Genomic DNA, 24,371 nt, shown 5'->3' with positions numbered 1-24,371 from the left:
CCAGTACTTGTACTGGTTTCGTCTTCAATTAAAATCCTCTGTAAACATACGGATCATCAGGTTTTTTAATGGTGTTCCAGTCCGTCACTTTCACGACAGGGAGGGTGGATTTGAATGGCTGATAGTATTCTGAGGACAAAGTGCCTTTGATATGAATCCATTCATCATCCTTAATATCCATGTCCTTCGGAAATTCCACAAGCATCCCGTAAACGCCGGAATCAGCGATACAGTGAATAATGCCAAACCGCAATACGAAGAGCTGGTTTTTGTTAATTGCGTTTCCTTTATACGCAAATCCATGAAATTCAATCGTACGGCCGAGAAATTCGCCCGGATAGTTATAAATGGTTTCCATACCCTTTAAGAAATCATCATCGGTCAGAGAAATCTTTTTTTTACCAGAATATTTTTTATACAGCTGTTTCATCTGCTTGTCATAGCTGTCTTGCGCATAATAAAGGCTGGCATCAGGCCGCAGATACTGGGTTTGGGAGTAGTGGTCTCCGCTTTCCATGGCCTTAAACGAGAACCCTTTCGTTTTGACGATGGATGAGTCAAGCGTCGCAATCGGAAAAAAGATGCCTGACACCAAAGGGAAAATAAAAACAAGATAAATAAAATACCGTTGATAAAATGGTTTGTTTTGTTCATGGTCATGCTCGTGATCATGGCCGCAGCCGCAATCATCGTCATGATGATGCCCGCCTTTTTCAGGCGATTTGATAAACAAATAGGCTTGAACAGCTGTCAAAATGGCCAGCAGGAAGATCGCAATAAAGGACAGATAGGCATATTTCATATTGATATATTTTGTTAGATTTCCTGAGGTATGCAGATGATAAAAGAAAAACGTAAATCCCATCAGCACCAATAGACGAAACATCCAATCACCCCTTTACAAGTAGTGATCCCGCTAAGACGATCACGACAATATACGTAATCAGCAGGAAAACAAATCGTTTTTTGAAGGCCGCGAGCATCATCAAGAGATTCTTAATATCAACCATCGCACCGAAGACGAGAAAGGCGATGAGCGAGCCTAAAGAAAATGTGCTGCTGAAGGAAGACGCAATAAATGCATCCACTTCTGAACAAAGCGACAAGACAAACGCCAGGCCCATCATCACGAGGGAAGATGATACATCATTCTGTCCGATCGCAAGCAGAGTGGATGTTTTGACGTACGTCTGCATCGCAGCTGCGATAAAGGCGCCGATGATTAAATATTTCCCCACGGAGAAAAATTCATCAATGGCGTGACGCAAGGTCCCTCCCAGCTTTTGCAGCAGGGTGTGGTGATGATGATGGCGATGCCCGGGTTCATTAGGCTTTAAAAGCTGGTTATCCTTAAATTGATAGGATAAGATGATGCCGATGATCACCGAAACGGCCAGCGCCAGCCCGCCCCGGTAAAAGACAACGCTCCATCTATTCCCGAATGCAATATACGTAGAAAACAAAACAATGGGATTGATGATAGGAGCAGTCAGCATAAAAGCAACGCCTGCATGAAGAGGAACCCCTTTTAGCAGAAGCCGCCTCGTAATCGGGATAATGCCACATTCGCAGGCGGGAAATAAGATGCCGGCAAGCGCACCAAATAAGACTGCGAGAAACCGGTTTTTCGGCATGATCCTTGCAATCATTCCTTCAGAAACAAACATTTGAATGATTCCGGACAGAATGACGCCAATCAGAATAAACGGAATGGCTTCTATTAAAATACTGATAAAAATAGAATTCAGCTGAAGAAAAGACGATTGTGCTGTCACAATAAAACCTCCGCTCATGGTAAGCTGCCTCTGATTATATCACGAAAAAAGGCACTGATTGTTTGACGGAAGAGGAGGAAGGATCGTTTCACTTTGTTTAGGATTCTAAGAAATCCAGTGATGCAGCAAACATCCTGCGCGGGAATTATTATTCAGGGCCGGCAAAATGGTTGAACACGGACTCTGGAAATATGATATACTTTGTATTGATATTCATTCTCAATTAAACGATATAACGTTAATGATAGATTGGAACGGGAGGCAGGACGGATGGCTGAAAATCAAGAGGTGTATGACGTCACGATTATAGGCGGGGGACCGATCGGGCTGTTTACGGCTTTTTACTGCGGCATGCGGGAGCTGAAAACGAAAGTGATCGAGTTTTTGCCGCGGCTCGGGGGCAAGGTGTCTTTATTTTTCCCTGAGAAAATCATTCGCGATATTGGCGGGATACCGGGGATTGCCGGGGAGCAGCTGATCGAACAGCTGAAGGAGCAGGCGGCGACGTTTGACCCTGATATTGTGCTGAATCAGCGAGTGACCGGATTTGAGCGTCAGGATGACGGAACCATGGTGCTGACTAGCTCTGAGGGGGAGAAACACTATACAAGAACCGTTATTTTGGCTGTCGGAATGGGCACGCTGGAGGTCAATGAGTTTGACAGCCAGGATGCAAGCCGATATGCAGGAAAAAATCTTCATTATAAAGTGGAGAAGCTTGATGCGTTTAGAGGCAAACGGGTTGTGATTTCTGGCGGGGGAGATACTGCGGTCGATTGGGCTAATGAGCTGGAACCGATTGCGGCGTCTGTTACTGTCGTGCACCGCAGGGAGGAATTCGGCGGACTGGAAAGCAGCGTGACAAAAATGAAGCAGTCATCTGTGCGGGTGCTTACTCCTTATCGGCTGGAACATCTCAGCGGCACTGAAGAACGCATCGAAAGCGTCACCGTTTGTCATGCTGAGTCTGGACATACCGAGGAAATCGAGCTTGATGAGCTCATTATTAATCACGGGTTTAAAATTGATCTCGGCCCGATGAAGGATTGGGGTCTCGAGATTGAAGAAGGCCGGATTAAAGCTGACAGACATATGCGGACGAATCTTCCGGGCGTGTTTGTTGCGGGGGACGCGGCTTATTATGAAAGCAAGCTCAGATTGATTGCCGGCGGCTTTACGGAAGGCCCGACTGCCGTCAACAGTGCGAAATCTTATCTGGACCCTCAGGCGGAAAATATGGCGATGTATTCCACCCACCACAAAAAATTGGTTCATAAATAAGAAAGCCCTTTGGAAAAGGGCTGTATCATCAGCTGTGGAGGAGTTTTTTCTCCACTTGCTCATTTTGTATAAACGCAAATAATTGCTCTTGGTCTTGTACGGCAGTAAACCCATATGCAGCGGCGGGCGCGCCATCGCCTATACAGATGACAGGGGGGCGGCTTGCTGACGGTTCTGGTGAAATGCCGATTTCTTCTCCTGCGCTGATCAATTGCTGAGCGGACTGCTTGCCGGGGCAAATGATCATGTGCAGAGGAGACTCACTGATCGTCCGTTCGGTCATTCTGGTGAATCGCTCATCTATGACGTTTTCATGGGTGATATAGCACAAACAGGACTCTGATTTCTGCATTTCTTCTACTGAATGACGGCTGCCGACAATCAGCTTTTTAGGTGAATTGTGATGGTGCTCGGATATGATGAAGCCGCGTTTTATAAGCTCTGCCTTTCCTGCTTCTGACGCTGCACTCAGGCGTGCGGTCAGCTGGCGAATGTCGATTCGTTTGGACGCGAGCGCTTGAAAAAATTCGCTAACCGCACGGCGTGATGTGAAGAAAATATCCTCAAAGGTGCTGATCTGTCCTAGAATATCCTCGTTGGCAGGCATTTTTTCAGTCCGCCATTTTGGCCATTCGATGACATCGGCACCATAATCACGCAGCTTGTCTGCCAGCGTATGCTCATCTTCGCCATGAGTGACTATCATCATATGCTGCCCGATGAATGGTTTGCTTTCAAACCAGCTGTGTGTTTGAACGTTTACAATATCACCGATGACGATAATGGCGGGATTTGTGATTTGCTGTTCCTGTATTTTTTGATGGATATCATGCAGCGTTCCTTTTACGCTCCGCTGGCGGCCCCACGTTCCCCATTGAATCACGATGACAGGGAAAGAAGGAGATTTTCCGTACGCGATGAGCTGCTGGCAAATAAATGGAAGGTTTTTGACACCCATGTAAAATACAAGCGTTTGAACGCTTCGGGCAAGCCCTTCCCAGTCAAGGTTCGGCGTTCCTTTTAAGGATTTATCATGTGCGGTAATCATGGCGAAAGACGAAGCGAAATCCCGATGCGTGACGGGGATTCCCGCATACAGCGGCGCTGCGATTCCCGAGGTGATGCCCGGTACCATTTCATAGCGGATGCCATGCTGGTGGAGAGCGTCTGCTTCCTCGCCGACTCTGCCAAACACGCTGGGATCTCCGCCCTTTAAACGGACAACAGTTAATCCCTCCGACGCTTTTTCAATCAGCAGGGCATTGATCTCTGCTTGTTTCATAAAATGGCGGTCCGGCAGTTTTCCGCAATAAATGAACTGGCAATCTGGTGATGCGTATTCGAGCAGCTTAGGGTTTGCGAGCCGGTCATACAAAATGACATCCGCTTCCTCCAGCGCCTGTTTTCCTTTTATGGTGATGAGCCCTGGATCTCCAGGTCCGGCGCCCACAAAATATACGATTCCGTTTTTCATGATCATGTCATCCTTCCGTCACTGTAAAAAATGAAGGATCACTTTGAAAGTGATCCGGTCTTTGATCAATATACGAGATAAACGTATTCTCCTTCGATCAGCGTTTCGTATGTTTTGACACAGCCGTGATCCGGCTCTTGAACGATTCCGTCTTCCAAGGAGATTTTCCAGTCGTGCATCGGACAGAAGACATATTCGCCGCTGACGATACCTTCTGCAAGGACGCCGCCCTTATGGGGACAGCGGTTTTCAATGGCGCGGATGCTCCCGTTTGAAAGCTTAAAGACCGCAAGCTCCTTATCTTCAATATACACTGTTTTTCCTAATTGTTCAGGCAATTCTTCGATTTTTCCGATACATACTTTTGTGACGTCTTTGTTCACCATGTCCATTCCTCCTCAATGTTTGTTTCTGTCATTATGATGTGGTCACGACATTTTCAAATAATTCTTTAGAGGTTTGTTTATCTTCCAGGAAGTCCTTCCACGGATCTTTGTGGACAGAGAGCGTTTCATTCATTCGGTCGTTCAGCTCCTGCCGTTTTTCCGGATCGTTTAAAATATCTTGGACATGGGATAAACCGACGCGCTCCAGCCATGCGGACGTGCGTTCTAAGTAGTTTGCCGTTTCCCGGTAGTATTGAAGATAAGCGCCTGCGTATTCCAAGACTTCTTCATTTGTTTTCACCTTCATCAGCAAGTCGCCGGCACGCAAATGGGTTCCGCCGTTTCCGCCGACGTAAAGCTCCCAGCCTCCGTCGATGCCGACAACGCCAAGATCTTTAATGCCGGACTCTGCACAGTTTCGCGGGCAGGCAGATACGGCCATTTTCACTTTATGAGGCGTGTTGAGTCCTTCAAATTTTTTCTCAAGGTCGATGCCTAAGGCCATGGAGTCTTGTGTGCCGAAGCGGCAGAATTGTTCGCCTACACATGTTTTTACCGTGCGGAGTGTTTTTCCGTACGCGTAGCCTGACGGCATATCAAGATCGGCCCATACCTTTGGCAGGTCTTCTTTTTTCACGCCGATCAAGTCAATTCGCTGGCCGCCTGTCATTTTGACGAGCGGGATCTCGTATTTGTCGACGACATCAGCGATTTTGCGAAGATCTTGAGAGTTGGTTACACCGCCGTACATCCGCGGTACGACAGAGTAGGTTCCGTCTTTTTGAATATTGGCGTGCATCCGTTCATTAACAAAGCGGGATGTTCTGTCATCCTCATATTTGGACGGATTGATCATGCCTAAGTAGTAGTTCAGAGCCGGACGGCATTTGGAACAGCCTTCTGGCGTTTTCCAACCGAGCACGTTCATGACTTCTCTTGTATGTGACAGCCCTTTGGCTTTGATTTCTTCGACTACCTCGTCTCTCGACAATGAGGTGCAGCCGCAAATCGCTTCTTTTTGGGCTGATGCGTCAAAGTCTGATCCCAGCGTATACTGAAGGATGTCTTCTACGAGCGGCTTACAGCCTCCGCATGAGCGGGACGCGCCGGTGCATGCTTTGATTTCATCTGTTGATGAACAGCCCTGTTCCTGGATGGCCTGAATAATTGCTCCTTTTGACACGCCGTTACAGCCGCAGATGATTTCATCATTGCTCATGGCAGCGGTCAGACTTGTGCCGGCTTCTTGGTTGAGAGGCTGTAAGATTGAGATTTTAGAGGTTTCAGAGATATCTGCTTCTTTTTGAATCATCGAAAACAGGCGGTTGCCCTCACTGCTGTCGCCGAATAAAACGGCTCCGACAATCTGATTGCCTCGCAGCACGACTTTTTTATAAATGCCATCCTGTTCATCAAAAACCTTAATCGCTTTTTTCTCGTCTGATTCGTTAAAGTCACCGGCAGAAAAGACCTCGACTCCTGATACTTTCAGTTGAGTGGAGAGAACGGAGCCTTCATAAGGTTTCGTTTCAACACCGCAGATATGTTTAGCGAGCACTTTCGCCTGTTCATAGAGCGGCGCCACGAGTCCGTATGCGATTCCTCGGTGCTCGGCGCATTCACCAACCGCATAAACGTGCGGGATTTCGGTTTGCATATAATCGTTGACAATGATGCCGCGGTTGACTGGAATTCCGCTTTCGGCCCCAAGCGTTGTATTCGGACGGATGCCGACGGCCATGACGACTAAATCGGCTTCAACACTTGTGCCGTCTTTGAATCTGACGCCCTCGACCCGGTCATCTCCGAGAATTTCTTCTGTTTGCTTTTCAAGCAGAAAGGTCATTCCTTGTTTTTCTAATTCGTTTTGCAGCAGGCGTCCGGCCGTTGCGTCAAGCTGGCGTTCCATCAGGAAGGGAGCGAGATGGATAACGGAGACTTCCATACCGAGATTCAGCAAACCGCGCGCAGCTTCTAAGCCAAGCAAGCCTCCGCCAATGACGGCTGCTTTTTTATATTGTTTTGACGCGGCGAGCATCGTGTCTGTGTCTTTTATGTCCCGGAAAGCTGTGACGCCTTTTTTGTCTGCACCTGGAATCGGCAGGATAAAAGGGACAGAACCCGTAGCCAGGATCAGTTCATCATAAGGCTGTATTCTGTCTGCATCGGTGATGACGGTTTTGTTTTCGGTGTCCACTTTAATAACTGTTTCATTGGTATACAATTGTATATTGTTTTCTTCGTACCAGTTCCAATCGTTTAACGTAATATCTTTGATATCTGTATCGCCTTGCAGCACTTTTGACAAAAGGATTCGGTTGTAGTTGGGATGCGGTTCGGAACCAAAAATTGTGATTTGAAATGCGTCTTTTGAAACATTCAGTATCTCTTCAATGGCCCTTACCCCGGCCATTCCATTACCAACAAGAACTAGCTGTTTTTTTCCCATCAGATGATCCGCTCCTTATCAATGTTTTTTCCAGCGTAGCACAGCGAAAAGAAATATTTAAGATGCATGTTATAAAATGTAACAAAAAATACGAAAATTTCTAAAAATTTTATGAAAATTTTAAATAGGTCTGACTCGGACGGCGCATACCTTAAAACCGGGCATTTTACACGCTGGATCTAGGCTGTCGCCAATCAAATCATTTACGTTTTGGGCATCCGCCCAGTGGATGGGAACAAATACTGTGTCTTTTCTGATGTGTTCTGACCATTTGCTGCGGACGGTGATGCTTCCGCGAGTAGATTCGATGTTCACGAGAACGCGGTCTTCGATATTGTAGGCTGCTGCTGTTTTCGGATGGATTTCCATAAATGATTCAAAATGTCTTGCGGCCAAAGAGGCGCTTTTTCTCGTTTGGACACCTGTTAAATAATGAGACATAACCCTTCCGGTCGTTAAAAACAACGGATATTCGGCGTTCGGCTTATCTTTTGGAACAACGGGTTCGTTTGGGATCACACTTAATGCCGCTTTTTGATCCGGATGTGCAAATGAGTCCTCAAATAAGCGCCCGGTTCCAGGATGATCAGGCTCCGGACACGGCCAGTGAATCCCGCCTTCTTGTCTGAGCCTGTCATATGTGATGCCGGAATAATCGGCGATTCCGCCGCGGCTCGCTTCTCTCAATTCGTTAAAGATATCCTCCGCAGACGTGTAGGAAAAATAACGGCCTTTTCCGAGAACGGACGCGATTTCGCAAATGATCTGCCAATCATGCTTTGCTTCTCCCGGGCAGGGGCGGCTCGCTTCCCTCAATGTCACGCGGCCTTCGACATTTGTCATCGTGCCTTCGTCTTCTAAGTAAGAGGATGCGGGCAAAATGACATCAGCGAATTTCGCAGTTTCAGATAGAAACAAGTCGATCGCAACAAAGAATGTCAGTTTCGACAGCGCCTGTTTGACAAGGTTGGCATTTGGGCTGGAGACTGCTGGATTGGAACACATTAGAAACAGCCCTTTAATGTCTCCATCGTTGATTTTTTCCATCATTTCATAGGCTGAGACGCCTTTTCGCGGGAGCTCATCCGGATTGACTCCCCACACTTTTGCAATATAAGCCCGATGTTCTTCGTTTTCAATGGAACGGTAGCCGGGAAGCTGATCTGCTTTTTGGCCATGCTCTCGGGCGCCTTGCCCATTGCCCTGGCCGGTGATCGCTCCGTAGCCCGAGTAAGGCTTGCCGATTTTTCCTGTGATCAGCACCACATTTAAGAAGCCTTTCACAGCTGCGGTTCCGTCGGTTTGCTGTTCAATGCCGCGGGCTGTAAACAGCATGCCGGACGTTTCCTTGGCAAACTTCATAGCGGCCTTTCGTATTTGCTCTAAAGGAACACTTGTCTGCTCGGCGATGTCTTCCAGATTTAAAGCGCCGGTATGCTGTTTGAGCTCATCAAATCCGTTTGTGCGCGTGCGAATGAAGTCTTCGTTTATCAGCTGTTCGTCTATGATGATTTTGACTAAACCGTTGGCAAGGGCTGCGTCTGTTCCGGGTTTGATTTTCAGATGAAGGTCAGCTATTTTTGTCGTCGCTGTTTCCCGGGGGTCAATGGCAATGAGATAAGCCCCGTTTTCTTTCGCTTGTTCAAAATACGGCATGATGGTCGGCTGGCATTCCGCGATATTGGTGCCGGCCAAAATGATCACTCGGGTGTGGGGGATTTCCGCTAAGGGATTCGTCAAGCCTCTGTCTGCTCCGAATGTTTGGTTGGCTCCGGTTGCTGCGGCGGACATACAGAGCCGGCCGTTGTAATCGATGTATTTTGTCTGTAAGCCGACTCGTGCGAACTTTCCTAACAGATAAGCCTCTTCATTCGTAATCGAGGCGCTTCCATAGACAGCCATCGCATCATGACCGTGTTTGTCTTGGATCAGGGTGACTTGCTCTTTTATATAGTTCAGCGCTTCAGCCCAGGAAACAGGCACAAACTCACCGTTTTTTTTGAGCAGCGGCCGGGTGATGCGGGAGGAGTGCAGGGCATGCTGGTGGGCGTTCATCCCTTTCATGCATAAACGACCTTGTGTCGTGGGATTGTCGATGCCGATGGCTGTATACTTTTTCCGTGTGACGACGGTTTGTTCCACAAGCTGCATTTTGCATTGCATGCTGCAAAACGGACATTGGGTGTCGTATGTTTTTTCTGATTGGACGTCTTGCTGTTTTTCGCGGAAATATCTAAGCAGTCGTTCAGTCAAAATGCCTCATCCTTTCTTAAGTGCGCCAGCCTGTATAGGCTGATTTTGTATCAATGACAGGTCTGTTTGAAGGTTTTCCAGTAGCTGCGTCCGCAAATCCTGTTCAAATAATACCTCTCTGATATGAATGATGCCGAGGCGGTCAATCCACTGATGAACCGCTTCTGCGTAGTGAGCCGTTTCGCGATAATATTGAAGAAGGCCTTTCATCATAATGGCAGTATTTTCTTCGCTATCCGTCACACAAAACAGCATTCCGGCACGGGCATGCGCTCCGCGGCTGCCGCCAGTGTAAATGTCCCAGCCCTCTTGTGTTCGAATGACGCCGATATCCTGTATAGCTGCGGCGGTGCAGTCTTTTTCACACGACAAGCTGATGGATATGTGATCGGGCATGGAAAGCATGTCAGTATGTCTTTCGATATGGCTTGCCAGCTTTTGAATAGAGCGATCTTCCCCGCACGTACATGCTATGACACTTTGCAGCGTGCGGCGGTGCTGATGAGTGAAAACTGGCATGTGCAGTTCTTTTCTGATGTTTGCAAGGTCATTCGGACGGATTCCGGAAAGCTTCAGCCTCTGGCCGTGAGTTATTGAAACATTGGGGATGCCGTATGTCTCGATGATGTTTGCGATGTTTCTGAGTTCCTTCGCATTTGTCAGCCCGCCGTACATTTTCGGAATGAGGGTGCATGTATCCTCGGGCGATGTTTCAGGAGACTGGATATACCCAGGCTGCAGCAATTCCATGTAATAGTGAAGCGCCGGAACACAAACGCGGCAGCCGTTTTTCGTTTTCCAGCCAAGCTGATTCATTGCCTCAGCAGGATCGGGGAAATGACATCGGTGCAGTTCGGCGATGACTTCATCTTCCGTCAAATCAGTGCAGCCGCAAAACGAAGGCTGGCCGGCTGGTTCTGTATATTCGCTGCTTTCCATGTATTTCAGAAGGTCTTCAACGAGCGGCTTGCAGCCTCCGCAAGAGCCGGATGCTTTTGTGCACTGCTTAACTTCTTCGACCGTTGTTAAGCCTTTCGTGTGCACCGCTTCTTCAATCAAACCTTTTGTCACCGAGTTGCATTGGCAAATGGGTTCAGCGGAAGGCATGGATGCAAATGAAATGCCGCTTTGATCCGGTTCGATCAGCTGCTTTTTGACAATGGAAATGTCTCTTTGTTTAAGCAGGCTGTCGAGAAGCCGCTGTTTATCACGTGTGTCTCCGAATAAAATTACACCAGCCAGTTTGTCGTTCTCAAAGAGGACTTTTTTGTAGCAGCCGGCATGTTCATCATGAAGCTTAATGCTCGTCGTGCCTGCGTCTTCGTGCACCTTTCCTGCCGACCACACATCAATTCCCGCTATTTTTAAGGCTGCAGATTGGGCAGAGCCACGATATCCTTCACATGGAGCGCCGCAGATGTGTTGTGCGAGGACTTTTCCTTGTTCATAAAGAGGCGCGACCAATCCGTATACCATTCCGTTGTGCTCGGCGCATTCCCCGACGGCATACACATTCGGTTTGCTCGTCTGCATGAATTGATTGACGATGAAGCCGCGGTTTGCGGCGATTCCTGCTGATGCAGCCAATTGGATATTGGGTCTTACACCAGCCGCCATCACAATCAAGTCTGCTTTTATCGAAGAGCCGTCGCTAAACCGGATACCATCTGCCCGTGAGCCTCCTGTAATGGATGCTGTGTCTTTCTCTAAAAGAAAGGTTAAGCCTTTTCGTTCCAGCTTAGACTGCAGCAGACGAGACGCTGTTTGATCGAGCTGTTTTTGCATAATGCTGGGAGAGTGGTGAATGACGCTGACATCCATGCCCAGATGCCGCAGGCCGACAGCCGCCTCAAGGCCTAATAAGCCGGCACCGATGACCGCTGCTTTTTGATAACGTTCCGCCATGCTGATAAAAGCTTGGCAGTCTTCTATTGTCCGAAAGCCGTAAACACCTTCTTTGTCTGTCCCGGGTATGGGGAGAATATGAGGGGAGGAGCCTGTTGCCAGAATCAATTTGTCGTAGGACAGGCTGCGTTTTTGATCTGTGATGACTTGCTGCAAGTCTGTGTTGATTTGAACGACTGTTTCTCCTGTGTAAAGTGTAATGCCTTGCTTGGCGTACCATTCACTGCTGTTCAGCACAATGTCATTGAGCGATGCCTCCCCCTGTAAAACGGAGGATAAGAGAATGCGATTATAGTTGGGATGCGGTTCGCTGCCGAAAATGACAATCTCAAACATGTCACGATGAAGCTTTAATATTTCTTCAATACAGCGAATTCCGGCCATTCCGTTCCCTGCTACAATTAATCTTTGTTTCTTCATTTGCCAGACCTCCTTTGCCTCAGCTTGTAAGTTTTTCTCCTATCAAAAATTATGGCACAATGCTCAGTTAACGCATTAAACGTGTCACATTAGCTTACACATGTCTTTTCCGAAAAAATAAGGTCATATATTCTTGATTCAGAAAATTGAAATTTTTATAGGGTCAAGAAAGGGGAATGTTATGAAGCTGTCGGAACTGAAAACAAGCGGTCACCCGTCCACTTTGCTCTGCTCGTTTTTATACTTTGATGTAAGTTTTATGATATGGGTTATGCTTGGGGCGCTTGGTGTTTATATTTCTCAGGATTTTGGCCTGTCTCCCTTTGAAAAAGGGCTTATCGTGGCTGTGCCGATTTTATCGGGATCTGTGTTTCGGATCATATTAGGCGTATTAACGGACAGAATCGGGCCGAAAAAAACAGCTGTGACCGGAATGCTGGTGACAATGATCCCGCTGCTTTGGGGAACTTTTGGCGGCCGTACGCTGACTGAGCTTTACGCGATCGGCATTCTGCTTGGCGTGGCAGGCGCGAGCTTTGCTGTTGCGCTTCCTATGGCAAGCCGGTGGTATCCGCCTCATTTGCAGGGACTGGCGATGGGGATAGCCGGTGCGGGTAACAGCGGCACCTTGTTTGCGACACTGTTTGGCCCCCGGCTTGCAGAGCAGTTCGGCTGGCACAGTGTGATGGGAATTGCGCTTCTTCCTCTGATCATCGTCTTTATTCTATTTGTTTTCATGGCGAAGAATTCTCCTGAACAACCGGCGCCGCAGCCGCTCAAAAACTACTTGCAGGTGTTCGGACAAAAGGAAACGTGGTTTTTCTGTCTGCTGTACAGCGTTACTTTTGGAGGATTTGTCGGGCTGTCCAGCTTTTTGGCGATATTCTTCGTCGATCAATACCAGCTGTCAAAAATTCACGCGGGAGATTTCGTCACATTATGTGTAGCAGCGGGCAGTTTTTTCCGGCCTGTAGGGGGCTGGATTTCCGATCGAGTCGGGGGCACGAAGGTTCTTTCTGTTCTGTTTGTCATCGTGGCTCTTTGCATGGCCGGAGTCAGCAGTCTGCCGTCTCTTTCAATGGTTATCATCCTTTTATTTGTCGGAATGATGGGACTCGGAATGGGCAACGGAGCAGTGTTTCAGCTCGTCCCGCAGCGCTTCCGGAAAGAAATCGGAATGGTGACGGGGATCGTCGGCGCAGCAGGAGGCATCGGAGGGTTCTTTCTGCCAAACATTTTAGGGTCATTAAAACAGATGACAGGCACATATGCCATCGGATTTATCACGTTTTCCTGTATCGCATTGCTGGCGTTTGTGCTTGTGATTGCCGCAGGATATTACTGGAGAAAAAGCTGGAGCGCGGAAAGCAGCCCGGCGGATGTTTGATGTTGGATGGGAGACACGCGCTTGCGCGTGTCTTTTTTTGCTGTTTTCAACTTTCTCTTGATTTTAACTCGTGAACCGATCAGAATAAATAGTAATTATTACGATTTAAAACGGAAGGAGTTTTCTGATTGGAACAACACATTCTGCTCCCGGAAAAAACGGAGCGTCTTCAATATTTTGGGTCGGTCAGTCCCGTGAAAGGGCAAAAGCCTGTGGAAAAGGAGAACATGAAGGATCTACAGAATATCAGAAAAGACTATTTTTTTGATATTAAGCAAGTAGGTGTCACCAATGTGTCTCACCCGGTCACTGTTGCCTCAGCGATGAAGCCTTGTCAGCAAACGACAGCAGCGAATTTTACCATGACCGCCAGCCTGCAGCGGAATCAGAAAGGCATCAATATGAGCCGATTAACAGAGCAGCTCCAACGCTATCATCAAAACGGCTGGATTCTCACATTTTCTTCTCTTCAGCAATTTACGAAAGAGCTTGCAGAAAACATGGATCAAATCTCGGCTTGCGTCGAAGTGCGGTTTCCATGGTATTTCGAAAGAAAGAGTCCAATGCTTGAGAAAGCGGGGCTGATGCATGCTGAGATGTTGATGTCTGTCACCTATCACGAAGATCAGCCGTTTAAACAGCGGGCCGGTATCTCGGCGAAAGTAACGACTCTTTGCCCTTGCTCTAAGGAAATCAGTGAATACAGTGCCCACAATCAGAGAGGAACGGTCAGCATTTTGGCCGATATTCATCCGGCGGCACTGCTCCCAGTCGATGTCAAAGCCGATTTGCTTCACGTTGCAGAATCAAATGCCAGCGCGAGACTGCACCCGGTGCTAAAGCGGCCGGATGAAAAGGCCGTAACGGAAACCGCATATGAAAATCCCAGATTTGTTGAGGATCTGGCCCGTCTCATTGCAGCAGACTTATATGAGCTTGAATGGGTGTCGGCCTTTGATATTGAATGCAGAAATGAAGAATCAATTCATCTGCACGATGCCTATGCGAAGCTTAGGTTTTCGAAACAGGAGGAATGTCTATGAAACTGTCATTCTTATTAATTGCTGTTTTTGCGCCGGCAATTCTGCTGTCAGCCTGTTCTTATCATGCGGAAGAGATAGCAGAATCTCAAATGAAGAAAACAGACAAACACATAACGGCCGCGCCAAAAATGGAGAAAACAAGCATTGGTTGGACAAAGCCTTCCGGCGGAGAATACCCCGATATCAAGCAGCTGAAAAATGTCTGGATTGATGTGGACGTGAAACAGCAGAAGGCTTATATCAATGCCGGAAGCAAAACCATCTATACCATGATCGTTTCATCAGGACTCGATCAAACCCATGATGATTCCACACCGAAAGGCACATTTCATATCGAGCCTGAACGGGGAGAATGGTTTTTCTCTGAAGGATATCAGGAAGGGGCGGAATACTGGGTCTCATGGAAAAACCATGGAGAATTTCTTTTTCACAGCGTACCCATGACAAAGGACAAAAAAGTCATTGAAAAGGAAGCAAAAAAATTAGGGGCAAAAGCATCCCATGGCTGTATCAGACTATCCATTCCAGATGCGAAATGGATATACGAAAACATACCTGAACACACAAAAGTTGTGATCAGCTGAATAGAAAGCAGTTGACAAAAAGGAAAAAAGAACATACGATTTAAATCGTAATAATTACGTTTTGTTCAGAAAGGAGTCACTCCTATGTATAAATGGCTTATCATCGGCGGCGGAATTCAAGGGTCGACCTTGGCTGTGCATCTGGTGAAGAGCGGAAAGGTGCCTATCCAGGATCTTGCGGTCATTGATCCTCATGAACAGCCCCTTGAGTGCTGGAAGCGAAATACGGCCCGCATTCGGATGAATGATTTACGCTCTCCATCGGTCCATCACATGGATACCGAGCCGTTCAGCCTGCAAACGTATGCGGATAAAAGCCAGTGGCCGGAGGTATTCTTCGGGAGGTATAAGCGTCCCTCTTTATCGCTTTTTAATCAGCATTGTGAAACTGTATTGGATGAGATACATATTGATCAGGCGTGGAAGACAGGCATGGTGACAGACTTGAGAAGAAAAAACGGATTGTGGGAAGTGAGGACAGATGCCTCCGAAACAATCAGGGGCGAAAGAGTTGTACTAGCCATGAGTTTTTCACAACAGCCTTGCTGGCCGGAGTGGGCACAGCATTTCAGAATGACGGCATTTATCATGTGTTTGACAGGGATGTGCAAGGGTTAAAACAGGAAGGCGTAAAAGCGGCGGTTGTGGGCGGAGGGATCACGGCGGCTCATTACGCCATAAAGCTCTCAGATGACGGGCGCGACGTGACGATGTTCGTGAGGCATCCGTTCCGCACCTATGATTTTGACAGTGATCCGGGCTGGCTTGGCCCGAAGTATATGAAAAGATTCAGCAAAACGTCAGACTATCAAAAGAGAAGACAATGGATCACAAATGCCAGACATCGCGGCTCCTTCCCGAAGGACATCTCAAGAAAGCTTGCTGTCTATAGAGAAGAGGGCAGGATAAAGGTCATTCAGGATGAAGTGATATCATGTCAAAAAACAGCTGACGGCCGGCTGCAGATACAGCTGAAGAAAAATGAATCGTCATACACATTCGAACATATCGCGCTGGCAACAGGCTTTGCCTCTGACATCAGCCGATTCGAGTGGGTTCAAAAAGCAGCGCAAGCAGAGCAATTGCTTTTTGCCGGCTGCGGCTTTCCGATTGTCGGCAAGGATTTGCAATGGGGGAACGGGTTATACGTGATGGGTGCCTTTGCGGAACTTGAAATCGGGCCGACAGCGAGAAATATTTCCGGGGCGCGAAAAGCGGCATTCACCATTACACATACGGCATTTAAATCGTAATGATTCTATTTTGAGAGGGTATGATCACAATGAAAAAAATTCCGGTTACAGTACTAAGCGGCTATCTTGGCGCGGGAAAAACAACACTGCTCAACAGCATTTTGCAAAATCGCGAAGGCTTAAAAATAGCCGTTATTGTAAATGACATGAGCGAGGTAAACATTGACGCGGGGCTGGTCAAGCAGGAAGGCGGGCTTTCCAGAACAGATGAAAAGCTAGTGGAAATGTCAAACGGCTGCATTTGCTGCACACTTCGCGAGGATTTGTTAGTCGAAGTGGAGAAGCTGGCAAAAGACGGACGGTTTGATTATATCGTAATCGAATCGACGGGAATCAGCGAACCGATCCCGGTGGCCCAGACATTTTCTTATATTGACGAAGAGCTGGGAATCGATCTCACCAAGTTTTGTGAGTTAGATACGATGGTGACAGTGGTCGATGCGAACCGTTTTTGGCATGACTATCAGTCGGGTGACAGCCTTCTGGACCGCAAAGAAGCACTTGGGGAAGAAGACGAAAGAGAAATTGCCGACCTGTTAATCGATCAAATTGAGTTTTGCGATGTTCTGATCTTAAATAAATGTGATTTAGTCAGCGAGCAAGAGCTTGAACAGCTTGAGAAAGTCCTTCGCACCCTGCAGCCAAGGGCTACATTCATTCGTGCTGTCAAAGGGAACGTCAAGCCGCAGGAGATTTTACATACGGGGCTATTTAACTTCGAGGAAGCGAGCGGATCTGCCGGCTGGATAAGAGAGCTGACGGCAGGCCATGCAGCCCATACCCCGGAAACCGAGGAATACGGCATTTCTTCATTTGTTTATAAAAGACGGCTGCCATTTCATTCAACGCGCTTTTATCACTGGATGGATCAAATGCCTAAAAATGTTGTCCGCGCCAAAGGTATTGTCTGGTGCGCATCGCATAACAGCCTCGCTCTTCTGATGTCCCAAGCCGGCCCGTCCGTAACGATTGAGCCGGTATCTTATTGGGTGGCGGCAATGCCGAAGCTTGAGCAGGAGCAAATCAAACAGCAGGAACCGGAAATATTAGAGGATTGGGATCCGGAATTCGGAGACCGTCTGACGCAGCTGGTGTTTATCGGAACAGATTTGGATGAAGACGCCATTACGAAGGAGCTGGATCAATGTTTGCTGACTGAATATGAGTTTGATTCCGATTGGTCGCTGTTTGAAGATCCATTTAAATGGAAGCTGAATCAATAGGAAAAAGCCGTCTCCTGCGGAGCGGCTTTTTTTAATGAAACGTTTGTTTAAAGATAATGCGCGTATTTCTTCTCAAGGATATTCTGAAAAGCCGCCGCTACGGAGCAAATGGCCCAATAAATGAGCGCGGTCAGAATATACATGGTCATGTAATCAAACTCTCGGCCCCCAATAATTTTCGCATGCTGGAGCAATTCCGGCACCGTAATCATCGCGGCGAGCGAGGATGCCTTGATCAAATCGAGCAATACATTGGCGAGCGGAGGCAGCGCAATACGGATCGATTGCGGCAAAATGATGCCCCTCATCGTCTGCCAATAGGAAAGGCCGAGCGAGGATGCGGCTTCCCACTGCCCTTTTTCAACGGATGAAATGGCTGAACGGTTAATTTCCGCAATATAAGCGGCGCTGTTGAGGCTAAAGCCGATCAAAGCGGCCGTAACGGCAGAAAATTCAATGCCGATATAAGGGAATCCAAAATAAAGGATAAACAGGATCACCAAAATCGGAACGCCGCGCATAAAAGAAATGTAAAGACGCGCCGGCCATCTCAGCAGGGCAATCTTAGACATTCTGGCGAGCGATATAAACAGCCCAATCACCGTTCCCGCAAACATGCTGACAAAAGAAATAAGCAACGTGTACCCTATACCCTTTATGACATAAGGGAACGATTCAATCGCCAGCTGTGTGTTGAAAATATATTCCCACTGAATGCTGTACATCATGGCGTCTGATTACAGGTCAACGTCTTGAACGTCGATATCCAGTTTCTTTGATACATCCGCTTTATTAAAGAATTGTTTCGACAGCTTTGTCAAAGTGCCGTCCTTGCTCATCTTTTTCAGCGTCTCGTTCATTTGTTTCTGAAGCTCAGTATTGCTTTTTTTCATGACAAGCGCCTGTTTATTCGGCATGTACTTGATGTCAGGATGGATCGTGATGTTAAGATCCGGAAATGCCGCGAGTGCCAGTGTCTGCAGGTAATAGTCATTTAAGATGACATCAGTGCGGCCGTTGGCAACATCTTTTAAATACTGCTCGTTGGTCGCGTTATCATAAATGACTTCTTGGGCGCCGTATTTTCTGGCAACGTCCATATAGACAGTTGTCGCTGCGCCAGCCGCTTTTTTCCCTTTTAAATCTTTCAGTGTTTTAATCCCTGATAAATCATCTTTTCGGACAATGGCTGTGCCATATGAATATTTATAAGGAGAAGAAAACGCGAACTTCTTCTCGCGGTCCTTTGTCACATCTATATCATTGGCGGCAGCGTCAACCTGGCCGCTGTTCACCGCTGTCAGCATCCCGTCGATGCCCATTTCCTTGAACTCGACTTTGAGCCCGAGACGCTTAGCCGCTTCTCGAACAACTTCAACCTCATAGCCTGTCAGTTGATCCTTACCTGAATCGGTATCATGATAGGACGTAGGATAAAGTGTGCCGGACGTAGCAACGACGATTTTTCCTTTTTCTTTGATCTGCTCCCAGCCTGTATGCTTGGAACCGGCTTCATCTTTGCCGGAACAGGCTGCCAATATAAGAAAGAAAGCCATTGTAAAGCTAAAGATAAAGGCTTTTGATTGCTTACATGATTTCACCTATGTTTCCCCCAATCTGTTAATCAACTAAAAAGATAGCATTGAACATAAGGGGTTGCAATATGTTGATGGCGTTTTCAAAAAGTTCGAATTGTGTATACAAATGAAGCTGCGAGTTTAAAACCAGCCGGGAAGGGAAGGAGTCATAAAAAAGGAGTTGGCCAAGGATGAAAGCACTGACATACCAAGGGAAAGAGCATGTGGTAGTGAAAGAGGTTGAAGCTCCCCGGATTCAGGATGCAAGAGATGCTATTATCCGCATTACGGCAACAGGTATTTGCGGCTCTGATCTACATTTGTATAAAAACGGGATTCAGGCTGCGCCGGATTATATTATCGGACATGAACCGATGGGAGTAGTTGAAGAGACCGGAAGCGAGGTTCAATCACTAAAAAAAGGCGATCGTGTCGTGATTCCGTTTAACATTGGGTGCGGCGAATGCTTTTATTGCAAGCATCAAATGGAGAGCCAGTGCGACGAATCAAATCCAAACCCGCATACCGATGCCGGCGGTTTATTTGGTTTCTCTGAAGATAACGGCAATTTTCCCGGAGGGCAGGCTGAATACTTGCGGGTGCCGTTTGCTGATTTTTCATCCTTCAAAGTTCCTGCCGACAGTGAGCTTAAGGATGAACAGGTCTTGTTTCTATCCGACGTGATGCCGACAGCATATTGGAGCGTGGAGCACAGCGGAGTGAAAAAAGGCGATACCGTCTTGATTCTGGGAGCGGGGCCGATTGGATTAATGGCGCAAAAATTCGCTTGGATGAAGGGAGCGAAACGCGTCTCTCCGTTGATCAAGTTCCTCATCGCCTGGAGCATGCAAAACGCACAAACAGCGTGGAAACGTTCAACTTTACAGAACATGATGAGATCGGGAAGCTTCTTTATAATGAAACGGACGGCGGAGCGGATGTCGTTATTGATTGTGTCGGAATGGACGGGACCCCGCTGTCGAAAGAAAAAACATCTGAAAAGCCGAACCAATTCGGAACCATCAGCCCGATTCTCACCGCGTCTGAAGCAGTCAGAAAGTTCGGCACAGTTCAGCTGACAGGGGCATATATTTCTCAAGCGGACGGTTTTTCGCTCGGCGATTTCTTCACCCGCAATGTCTCTGTCAAAATGGGACAGGCACCCGTCATTCATCTGATGCCGATGCTGTATCAAATAGTTGATCAGCAAGAAATTGATCCTACTGATATCATTACGCACAAATTAAGTCTTGCTGATGCCCCTAGAGCATATGATATATTCGATAAGAAAGAAGACGGCAACATCAAAGTCATATTGAAACCATAATGGGGGAGTTACATGAACATCTACAAACCAGCCGGATTTTGGATCAGACTAGGAGCTTCATTACTGGATTACATTATTGTCTCGGTGCCCCTTTTGCTGATCTATTGGCTGATCACAGGAAAAGACCCGAACGACAGCATGATCATCAGCCTGGTCGTTTTGCTGTACTCTATTTTGCTGCCGGTATTTTGGCAAGGCTATCTCATCGGAAAAAGGATTTGCGGAATCAGAATCGTAAAAAAAGACGGGTCACAGGTCGGCCTGGTTACCATGATTATGCGAGTCATCATTGCCGGACTGGTTTACGGCATAACCTTCGGGCTTGGCTTAATTGTCAGCCTGTTTATGATCGGGCTGAGAGAAGACAAACGGACGCTGCATGATTTTATCGCAGGAACATACGTGACTTACGCACCACCGGGAGAAGAAGAACTTTATACGGAGGAACAGATCAGAAAGAGCGAATAATGGTTCGCTCTTTCTATTTTGTATGCATAAAAAACAGAATGAAGCAAAATATATGAAAAAAGTTAGGAGGAATAAACTGGATGAAAAAAGTGAAAGTTAATATCATCGGAATGCTCATTGCCGCGGCTGTTATTTCTTTAACTGGCACAGCGGAAGCAGCGGAAAAACAGAATCAGCAGCCGCCTGCAAACGTTACACTGACTGAACAGCAAAAGAAAGAAATTGAACAGCTGGAAGCAGACATATTAAAAAAACGCAAGGATGTCATCTCAAAGTATGTAGAATACGGAGTTCTGCCTAAAGAAAGAGGAGATCACATCAAAAATCACATGGTCAAACACTTTGAAATGATGAAACAAAACGGCTTTGTTCCGAAGCCTCATCCTCATCCGCATAAATTTGAAAAGAGACATTAGGCTGTAAGCATCCAATTAAGGTTGGGTGCTTTTTTGATTAAAGTTATTATCCAATATGATATTAATTGAAGTTTTTTATAAAGTTGTATCGTTAAAAAAGAATATATCGTATTATAAGATTTAAAGAGAGGTGTGAAAAAATGGAACTGGATTTCATAAATAAACTAAATCAGCAGTGGACCGATATCTACTATTCATTACACTACAAGCAAAAAGATAACATTTCTCATCAGGCGATACGACTCATGCAGCATATTGAAAAGCAAGGTGAGGCAACAATAGGAGCTTTAGCAGAGTATTTGTCTGTCTCTCATAATACAGCATCTGAACATACAAAACGGTTGATTCAAAAGGGATTGGCAGCTAAACGTCGAAGTCAGCAAGATGAAAGAAAGGTATTGGTAGTTTTAACAAAGGAAGGGCGCTCTGTTCTTGAACAGCATACACAGCTGGACAAAGAGAAATTAAAAGAAATAATTGAACGAATAAGCTCATCGGAAAAGGAATTGATTCAACAAGCATTTGAAATTTTAAGCAAGGAAGCTAAACAATGGCGGTAATCAGTAAAGTAATCATCTCAGCACTGATTATTGGATTCGTTACTGAAATATCAAAAAGACATCCAACCTATGGAGGGATTATTGCAGCTTTGCCCTTGGTCAGCTTGTTAAGCCTTTTCTGGATGAAAATGCAGGGCGAAAATACAGTACAATTGAGTCAATTTGCGTCTGGTGTGCTCAAGGGACTACCTGCTACGGTTTGTTTGCTCGCGATAATGGTGATTTTATTGAAAGCTAATGTACCTTTCTGGTTAGCGCTATGCTTTGGAATCCTAGGATGGATGGCTTTTTTGCTACTGCAAAAGATTTTTTTTAATATATTCATTTAACGCGAGAGGAGAAGCTATGTTTTTAAAAAGAGTAACACTCCTTAGAGATAAGATCCCGTCCTTTAACAGATACCCATTCACTATCCCTGCTGTAAGTCAATTACACGACATTTCATTTACCAGAGAAGTGACTTTTTTTGTCGGGGAAAATGGCTCGGGGAAATCAACGTTGCTTGAAGCAATTGCTGATAAGTGTGAATTTAATACAGCGGGCGGCAGCCGTAATAATATCTATGAATTGCAGGAGTCAGACTCTCATTTGGGAGATTACATACGTTTATCATGGCTTCCTAAGATCACAAATGGTTTTTTCTTAAGAGCAGAATCGTTTTATCAGCTTTCTCTTCATCTTGATGAAGTGGAACGGGATGCTCCGCAGCCATATCTCTCCTATGGTGGAAGGCCGCTGCACAAGCAATCGCATGGTGAGTCTTTTATGTCGCTGTTCCAACATCGTTTTAAAGGAAAAGCTATTTATCTTTTAGATGAGCCTGAAGCTGCTCTTTCTCCCGCGCGTCAGTTAGCTTTTTTGAGAGTCATACACGATTTAGTGAAGGGCGGAAATGTACAGTTCATCATTGCCACTCACTCCCCAATTTTGCTGGGTTATCCGAATGCTGACATTTTCAGCTTTGACGGGGGCAGTATTCATCATACAGAATACGAAAGCACTGAACACGTCCAGTTAACAAGATATTTTCTTGAACAAAGAGAGAAAATATTAGCTGAGCTGTTCCGGGATTAACATCGTGTTGCTATGAAACGCGTTTCATAGCCTATGATAGGCTTATCAAATATTTCAGGAGTGATTAACACAATGATCCATCAACATCCAGAATCTTTTCCGAAACATTTTTTATGGGGCTCGGCTTCAGCAGCTTACCAGGTTGAAGGAGCTTGGAACGAAGATGGCAAAGGCCCTTCTGTATGGGACGTGTTTACGAAAATCCCCGGCAAAACGTTTAAGGGCACCAATGGTGATGTTGCAGTTGACCATTATCACCGTTATAAGGAAGATGTCGCTCTGATGGCTGAGATGGGGCTGAAGGCATATCGATTCTCTGTCAGCTGGCCGCGTATTTTTCCAAAAGGAAAAGGAGAAATCAATGAAGCCGGTCTGGCATTTTACGATAACCTGATTGATGAATTGCTTTCTCATAACATAGAACCGGTTTTGACTTTATATCACTGGGATTTGCCTCAGGCGCTTATGGACGAATATGGCGGATTTGAGTCGAGAAACATCATAGAGGATTTTAATCATTACTGCATTACTCTTTATAAACGCTTTGGGCAGAAAGTGAAATATTGGGTAACGTTAAATGAACAAAACTACAATTTTAATCACGGCTTTCTAACAGCTATGCATCCGCCTGGCGTGAAGGACAGAAAACGATTTTACGAAGCAAATCATATTGCGTTTCTGGCAAATGCGAAAGCCATTGAGTCCTTCAGAAAATATGTGCCCGAAGGCAAAATAGGACCAAGCTTTGCTTATTCTCCCGCATACCCTTTAACCAGTCATCCAGAGGACATTACGGCATTTGAAAATGCTGAAGAATTTATGAATAATTGGTGGCTGGATATGTACTGCTGGGGAACCTACCCGCAAATTCCTTTCCGCTATTTAGAAAAACAGGGATGGGCGCCGACAGTCGAACCGGGTGATATGGAGCTGCTTGCCAAAGGGAAGCCGGATTTTGTAGGTGTCAACTATTATCAAACGATTACTTACGAACGAAATCCGCTCGACGGTGTCTCAGAAGGGAAAATGAATACGACGGGACAAAAAGGGACCAATCAGGAAACAGGGATGCCGGGACTATTTAAAACTAAGAAAAATCCTAACCTCACAACGAGCAACTGGGATTGGACGATTGATCCGGTAGGATTGCGTATCGGGCTTCGCCGTATTACGACACGTTATCAGCTTCCTGTGTTTATTACAGAAAACGGTTTAGGAGAATTCGATAAAGTTGAAGAAGGCACTATACATGATGATTATAGAATTGATTATTTGCAATCGCATCTTGAGCAATGCAGACAGGCCATTAGTGATGGAGTCGATTTGATTGGATATTGCAGCTGGTCATTTACTGATCTGTTAAGCTGGCTGAACGGTTATCAAAAAAGATACGGCTTTGTTTATGTGAATCGTGACGAAGAGAATGAACATGACTTAAAACGATTGAAGAAAAAAAGCTTTTATTGGTATCAGGATGTCATTAAGACAAATGGAGAAAATGTATAAAGAGTCCCTG

Annotated in this window: 22 protein-coding genes and 1 pseudogene; 14 read left to right on the top strand and 9 right to left on the bottom strand. The window is 46.3% G+C overall.

Features of this window, described 5'->3' with window-relative positions:
- Positions 1-28 precede the first annotated feature (28 nt).
- Together CJU60_RS17335 and CJU60_RS17330 are read right to left on the bottom strand one after the other, a co-directional pair.
- Positions 29-886 (bottom strand): TIGR03943 family putative permease subunit, encoded by an 858-nt coding sequence (locus CJU60_RS17335; protein WP_095714440.1) that lies wholly within the window; start codon positions 884-886, stop codon positions 29-31.
- 4 nt (positions 887-890) lie between these two features.
- Positions 891-1,775, bottom strand: coding sequence for a permease (locus CJU60_RS17330; RefSeq protein WP_095714506.1), 885 nt, complete (start codon positions 1,773-1,775; stop codon positions 891-893).
- Between the two features lie 270 nt (positions 1,776-2,045).
- Between CJU60_RS17330 and CJU60_RS17325 the strand changes: the two genes are divergently transcribed.
- Positions 2,046-3,056, top strand: coding sequence for an NAD(P)/FAD-dependent oxidoreductase (locus CJU60_RS17325; RefSeq protein WP_095714439.1), 1,011 nt, complete (start codon positions 2,046-2,048; stop codon positions 3,054-3,056).
- A gap of 28 nt (positions 3,057-3,084) precedes the next feature.
- On the opposite strand, the gene cobA is transcribed toward CJU60_RS17325, so the two are convergent.
- The 5 genes from cobA to nirB form a co-directional block, all read right to left on the bottom strand.
- On the bottom strand, positions 3,085-4,536 hold the full coding sequence (cobA, locus tag CJU60_RS17320; RefSeq protein WP_095714438.1) for a uroporphyrinogen-III C-methyltransferase: 1,452 nt from the start codon (positions 4,534-4,536) through the stop codon (positions 3,085-3,087).
- Positions 4,537-4,595: 59 nt separating this feature from the next.
- Entirely contained in the window at positions 4,596-4,916 is a 321-nt protein-coding gene (gene nirD / locus CJU60_RS17315; RefSeq protein ID WP_024120163.1) for a nitrite reductase small subunit NirD, read from the bottom strand.
- Between the two features lie 31 nt (positions 4,917-4,947).
- Positions 4,948-7,365 carry an NADPH-nitrite reductase gene (gene nasD, locus CJU60_RS17310; RefSeq protein ID WP_024120164.1) on the bottom strand — a complete coding sequence of 806 codons (2,418 nt, stop codon included), beginning with the start codon at positions 7,363-7,365 and terminating at the stop codon, positions 4,948-4,950.
- 120 nt (positions 7,366-7,485) lie between these two features.
- A complete protein-coding gene (gene nasC, locus CJU60_RS17305) occupies positions 7,486-9,618 on the bottom strand; it encodes an assimilatory nitrate reductase catalytic subunit NasC (RefSeq protein WP_095714437.1) in 2,133 nt (710 codons plus the stop codon).
- 6 nt (positions 9,619-9,624) lie between these two features.
- Positions 9,625-11,943 (bottom strand): nitrite reductase large subunit NirB, encoded by a 2,319-nt coding sequence (nirB, locus tag CJU60_RS17300; RefSeq protein WP_095714436.1) that lies wholly within the window; start codon positions 11,941-11,943, stop codon positions 9,625-9,627.
- A gap of 181 nt (positions 11,944-12,124) precedes the next feature.
- Here nirB and CJU60_RS17295 point away from each other — a divergent pair, with 181 nt between their 5' ends.
- The 6 genes from CJU60_RS17295 (at position 12,125) to zinU (ending at position 17,433) form a co-directional block, all read left to right on the top strand.
- Positions 12,125-13,330, top strand: coding sequence for an MFS transporter (locus CJU60_RS17295; protein ID WP_024120167.1), 1,206 nt, complete (start codon positions 12,125-12,127; stop codon positions 13,328-13,330).
- Between the two features lie 128 nt (positions 13,331-13,458).
- A complete protein-coding gene (gene folE2 / locus CJU60_RS17290; protein WP_095714435.1) occupies positions 13,459-14,373 on the top strand; it encodes a GTP cyclohydrolase FolE2 in 915 nt (304 codons plus the stop codon).
- The gene (locus CJU60_RS17285; protein ID WP_095714434.1) at positions 14,370-14,957 is read left to right on the top strand and encodes a L,D-transpeptidase; all 588 of its coding nucleotides are present in this window, start codon (positions 14,370-14,372) and stop codon (positions 14,955-14,957) included. The genes folE2 and CJU60_RS17285 overlap by 4 nt, the downstream gene beginning before the upstream one ends.
- 84 nt (positions 14,958-15,041) lie before the next feature.
- Positions 15,042-15,575 (top strand): FAD/NAD(P)-binding protein, encoded by a 534-nt coding sequence (locus CJU60_RS21945; RefSeq protein ID WP_255238357.1) that lies wholly within the window; start codon positions 15,042-15,044, stop codon positions 15,573-15,575.
- Entirely contained in the window at positions 15,512-16,210 is a 699-nt protein-coding gene (locus CJU60_RS21940) for a lysine N(6)-hydroxylase/L-ornithine N(5)-oxygenase family protein (protein WP_240312840.1), read from the top strand. Before CJU60_RS21945 ends, CJU60_RS21940 begins: the two co-directional genes overlap by 64 nt.
- Positions 16,211-16,239: 29 nt before the next feature.
- Positions 16,240-17,433, top strand: coding sequence for a zinc metallochaperone ZinU (gene zinU, locus CJU60_RS17275; protein ID WP_095714433.1), 1,194 nt, complete (start codon positions 16,240-16,242; stop codon positions 17,431-17,433).
- Between the two features lie 47 nt (positions 17,434-17,480).
- Here zinU and CJU60_RS17270 read toward each other — a convergent pair whose 3' ends face one another.
- Positions 17,481-18,161, bottom strand: coding sequence for an amino acid ABC transporter permease (locus tag CJU60_RS17270; RefSeq protein WP_026014657.1), 681 nt, complete (start codon positions 18,159-18,161; stop codon positions 17,481-17,483).
- Between the two features lie 9 nt (positions 18,162-18,170).
- On the bottom strand, positions 18,171-19,034 hold the full coding sequence (locus CJU60_RS17265; protein ID WP_095714432.1) for a transporter substrate-binding domain-containing protein: 864 nt from the start codon (positions 19,032-19,034) through the stop codon (positions 18,171-18,173).
- A gap of 167 nt (positions 19,035-19,201) precedes the next feature.
- Here CJU60_RS17265 and CJU60_RS17260 point away from each other — a divergent pair.
- The 7 genes and pseudogenes from CJU60_RS17260 (at position 19,202) to CJU60_RS17230 (ending at position 24,361) form a co-directional block, all read left to right on the top strand.
- Positions 19,202-20,337 (top strand): annotated as a pseudogene (locus CJU60_RS17260) (alcohol dehydrogenase catalytic domain-containing protein).
- Positions 20,338-20,349: 12 nt separating this feature from the next.
- Positions 20,350-20,805 (top strand): RDD family protein, encoded by a 456-nt coding sequence (locus tag CJU60_RS17255; protein WP_095714431.1) that lies wholly within the window; start codon positions 20,350-20,352, stop codon positions 20,803-20,805.
- Positions 20,806-20,885: 80 nt separating this feature from the next.
- Complete coding sequence (locus tag CJU60_RS17250; protein WP_095714430.1) at positions 20,886-21,221, top strand: YckD family protein; 336 nt, start codon at positions 20,886-20,888, stop codon at positions 21,219-21,221.
- 140 nt (positions 21,222-21,361) lie between these two features.
- Entirely contained in the window at positions 21,362-21,781 is a 420-nt protein-coding gene (locus tag CJU60_RS17245; RefSeq protein WP_024120173.1) for a MarR family winged helix-turn-helix transcriptional regulator, read from the top strand.
- Positions 21,772-22,110: a DUF3147 family protein gene (locus CJU60_RS17240; RefSeq protein WP_024120174.1), complete on the top strand. Its 339-nt coding sequence runs from the start codon at positions 21,772-21,774 to the stop codon at positions 22,108-22,110. The genes CJU60_RS17245 and CJU60_RS17240 overlap by 10 nt, the downstream gene beginning before the upstream one ends.
- A gap of 16 nt (positions 22,111-22,126) precedes the next feature.
- Positions 22,127-22,855 carry an AAA family ATPase gene (locus CJU60_RS17235; protein WP_024120175.1) on the top strand — a complete coding sequence of 243 codons (729 nt, stop codon included), beginning with the start codon at positions 22,127-22,129 and terminating at the stop codon, positions 22,853-22,855.
- 72 nt (positions 22,856-22,927) lie between these two features.
- Positions 22,928-24,361 (top strand): glycoside hydrolase family 1 protein, encoded by a 1,434-nt coding sequence (locus CJU60_RS17230; RefSeq protein WP_095714429.1) that lies wholly within the window; start codon positions 22,928-22,930, stop codon positions 24,359-24,361.
- Positions 24,362-24,371 lie beyond the last annotated feature (10 nt).

This window comes from Bacillus sp. 7705b, from assembly GCF_002289525.1.
Lineage (GTDB): Bacteria > Bacillota > Bacilli > Bacillales > Bacillaceae > Bacillus > Bacillus halotolerans.
This window is presented reverse-complemented; position numbering and strand designations above follow the sequence as displayed.

Coding starts and splice junctions, on each gene's coding strand:
- CJU60_RS17335 (WP_095714440.1), bottom strand. CDS start 886: ATGTTTCGTCTATTGGTGCTGATGGGATTTACGTTTTTCTTTTATCAT.
- CJU60_RS17325 (WP_095714439.1), top strand. CDS start 2,046: ATGGCTGAAAATCAAGAGGTGTATGACGTCACGATTATAGGCGGGGGA.
- cobA (WP_095714438.1), bottom strand. CDS start 4,536: ATGATCATGAAAAACGGAATCGTATATTTTGTGGGCGCCGGACCTGGA.
- nirD (WP_024120163.1), bottom strand. CDS start 4,916: ATGGTGAACAAAGACGTCACAAAAGTATGTATCGGAAAAATCGAAGAA.
- nasD (WP_024120164.1), bottom strand. CDS start 7,365: ATGGGAAAAAAACAGCTAGTTCTTGTTGGTAATGGAATGGCCGGGGTA.
- nirB (WP_095714436.1), bottom strand. CDS start 11,943: ATGAAGAAACAAAGATTAATTGTAGCAGGGAACGGAATGGCCGGAATT.
- CJU60_RS17295 (WP_024120167.1), top strand. CDS start 12,125: ATGAAGCTGTCGGAACTGAAAACAAGCGGTCACCCGTCCACTTTGCTC.
- CJU60_RS17285 (WP_095714434.1), top strand. CDS start 14,370: ATGAAACTGTCATTCTTATTAATTGCTGTTTTTGCGCCGGCAATTCTG.
- CJU60_RS21945 (WP_255238357.1), top strand. CDS start 15,042: ATGTATAAATGGCTTATCATCGGCGGCGGAATTCAAGGGTCGACCTTG.
- zinU (WP_095714433.1), top strand. CDS start 16,240: ATGAAAAAAATTCCGGTTACAGTACTAAGCGGCTATCTTGGCGCGGGA.
- CJU60_RS17270 (WP_026014657.1), bottom strand. CDS start 18,161: ATGATGTACAGCATTCAGTGGGAATATATTTTCAACACACAGCTGGCG.
- CJU60_RS17255 (WP_095714431.1), top strand. CDS start 20,350: ATGAACATCTACAAACCAGCCGGATTTTGGATCAGACTAGGAGCTTCA.
- CJU60_RS17250 (WP_095714430.1), top strand. CDS start 20,886: ATGAAAAAAGTGAAAGTTAATATCATCGGAATGCTCATTGCCGCGGCT.
- CJU60_RS17245 (WP_024120173.1), top strand. CDS start 21,362: ATGGAACTGGATTTCATAAATAAACTAAATCAGCAGTGGACCGATATC.
- CJU60_RS17240 (WP_024120174.1), top strand. CDS start 21,772: ATGGCGGTAATCAGTAAAGTAATCATCTCAGCACTGATTATTGGATTC.
- CJU60_RS17235 (WP_024120175.1), top strand. CDS start 22,127: ATGTTTTTAAAAAGAGTAACACTCCTTAGAGATAAGATCCCGTCCTTT.
- CJU60_RS17230 (WP_095714429.1), top strand. CDS start 22,928: ATGATCCATCAACATCCAGAATCTTTTCCGAAACATTTTTTATGGGGC.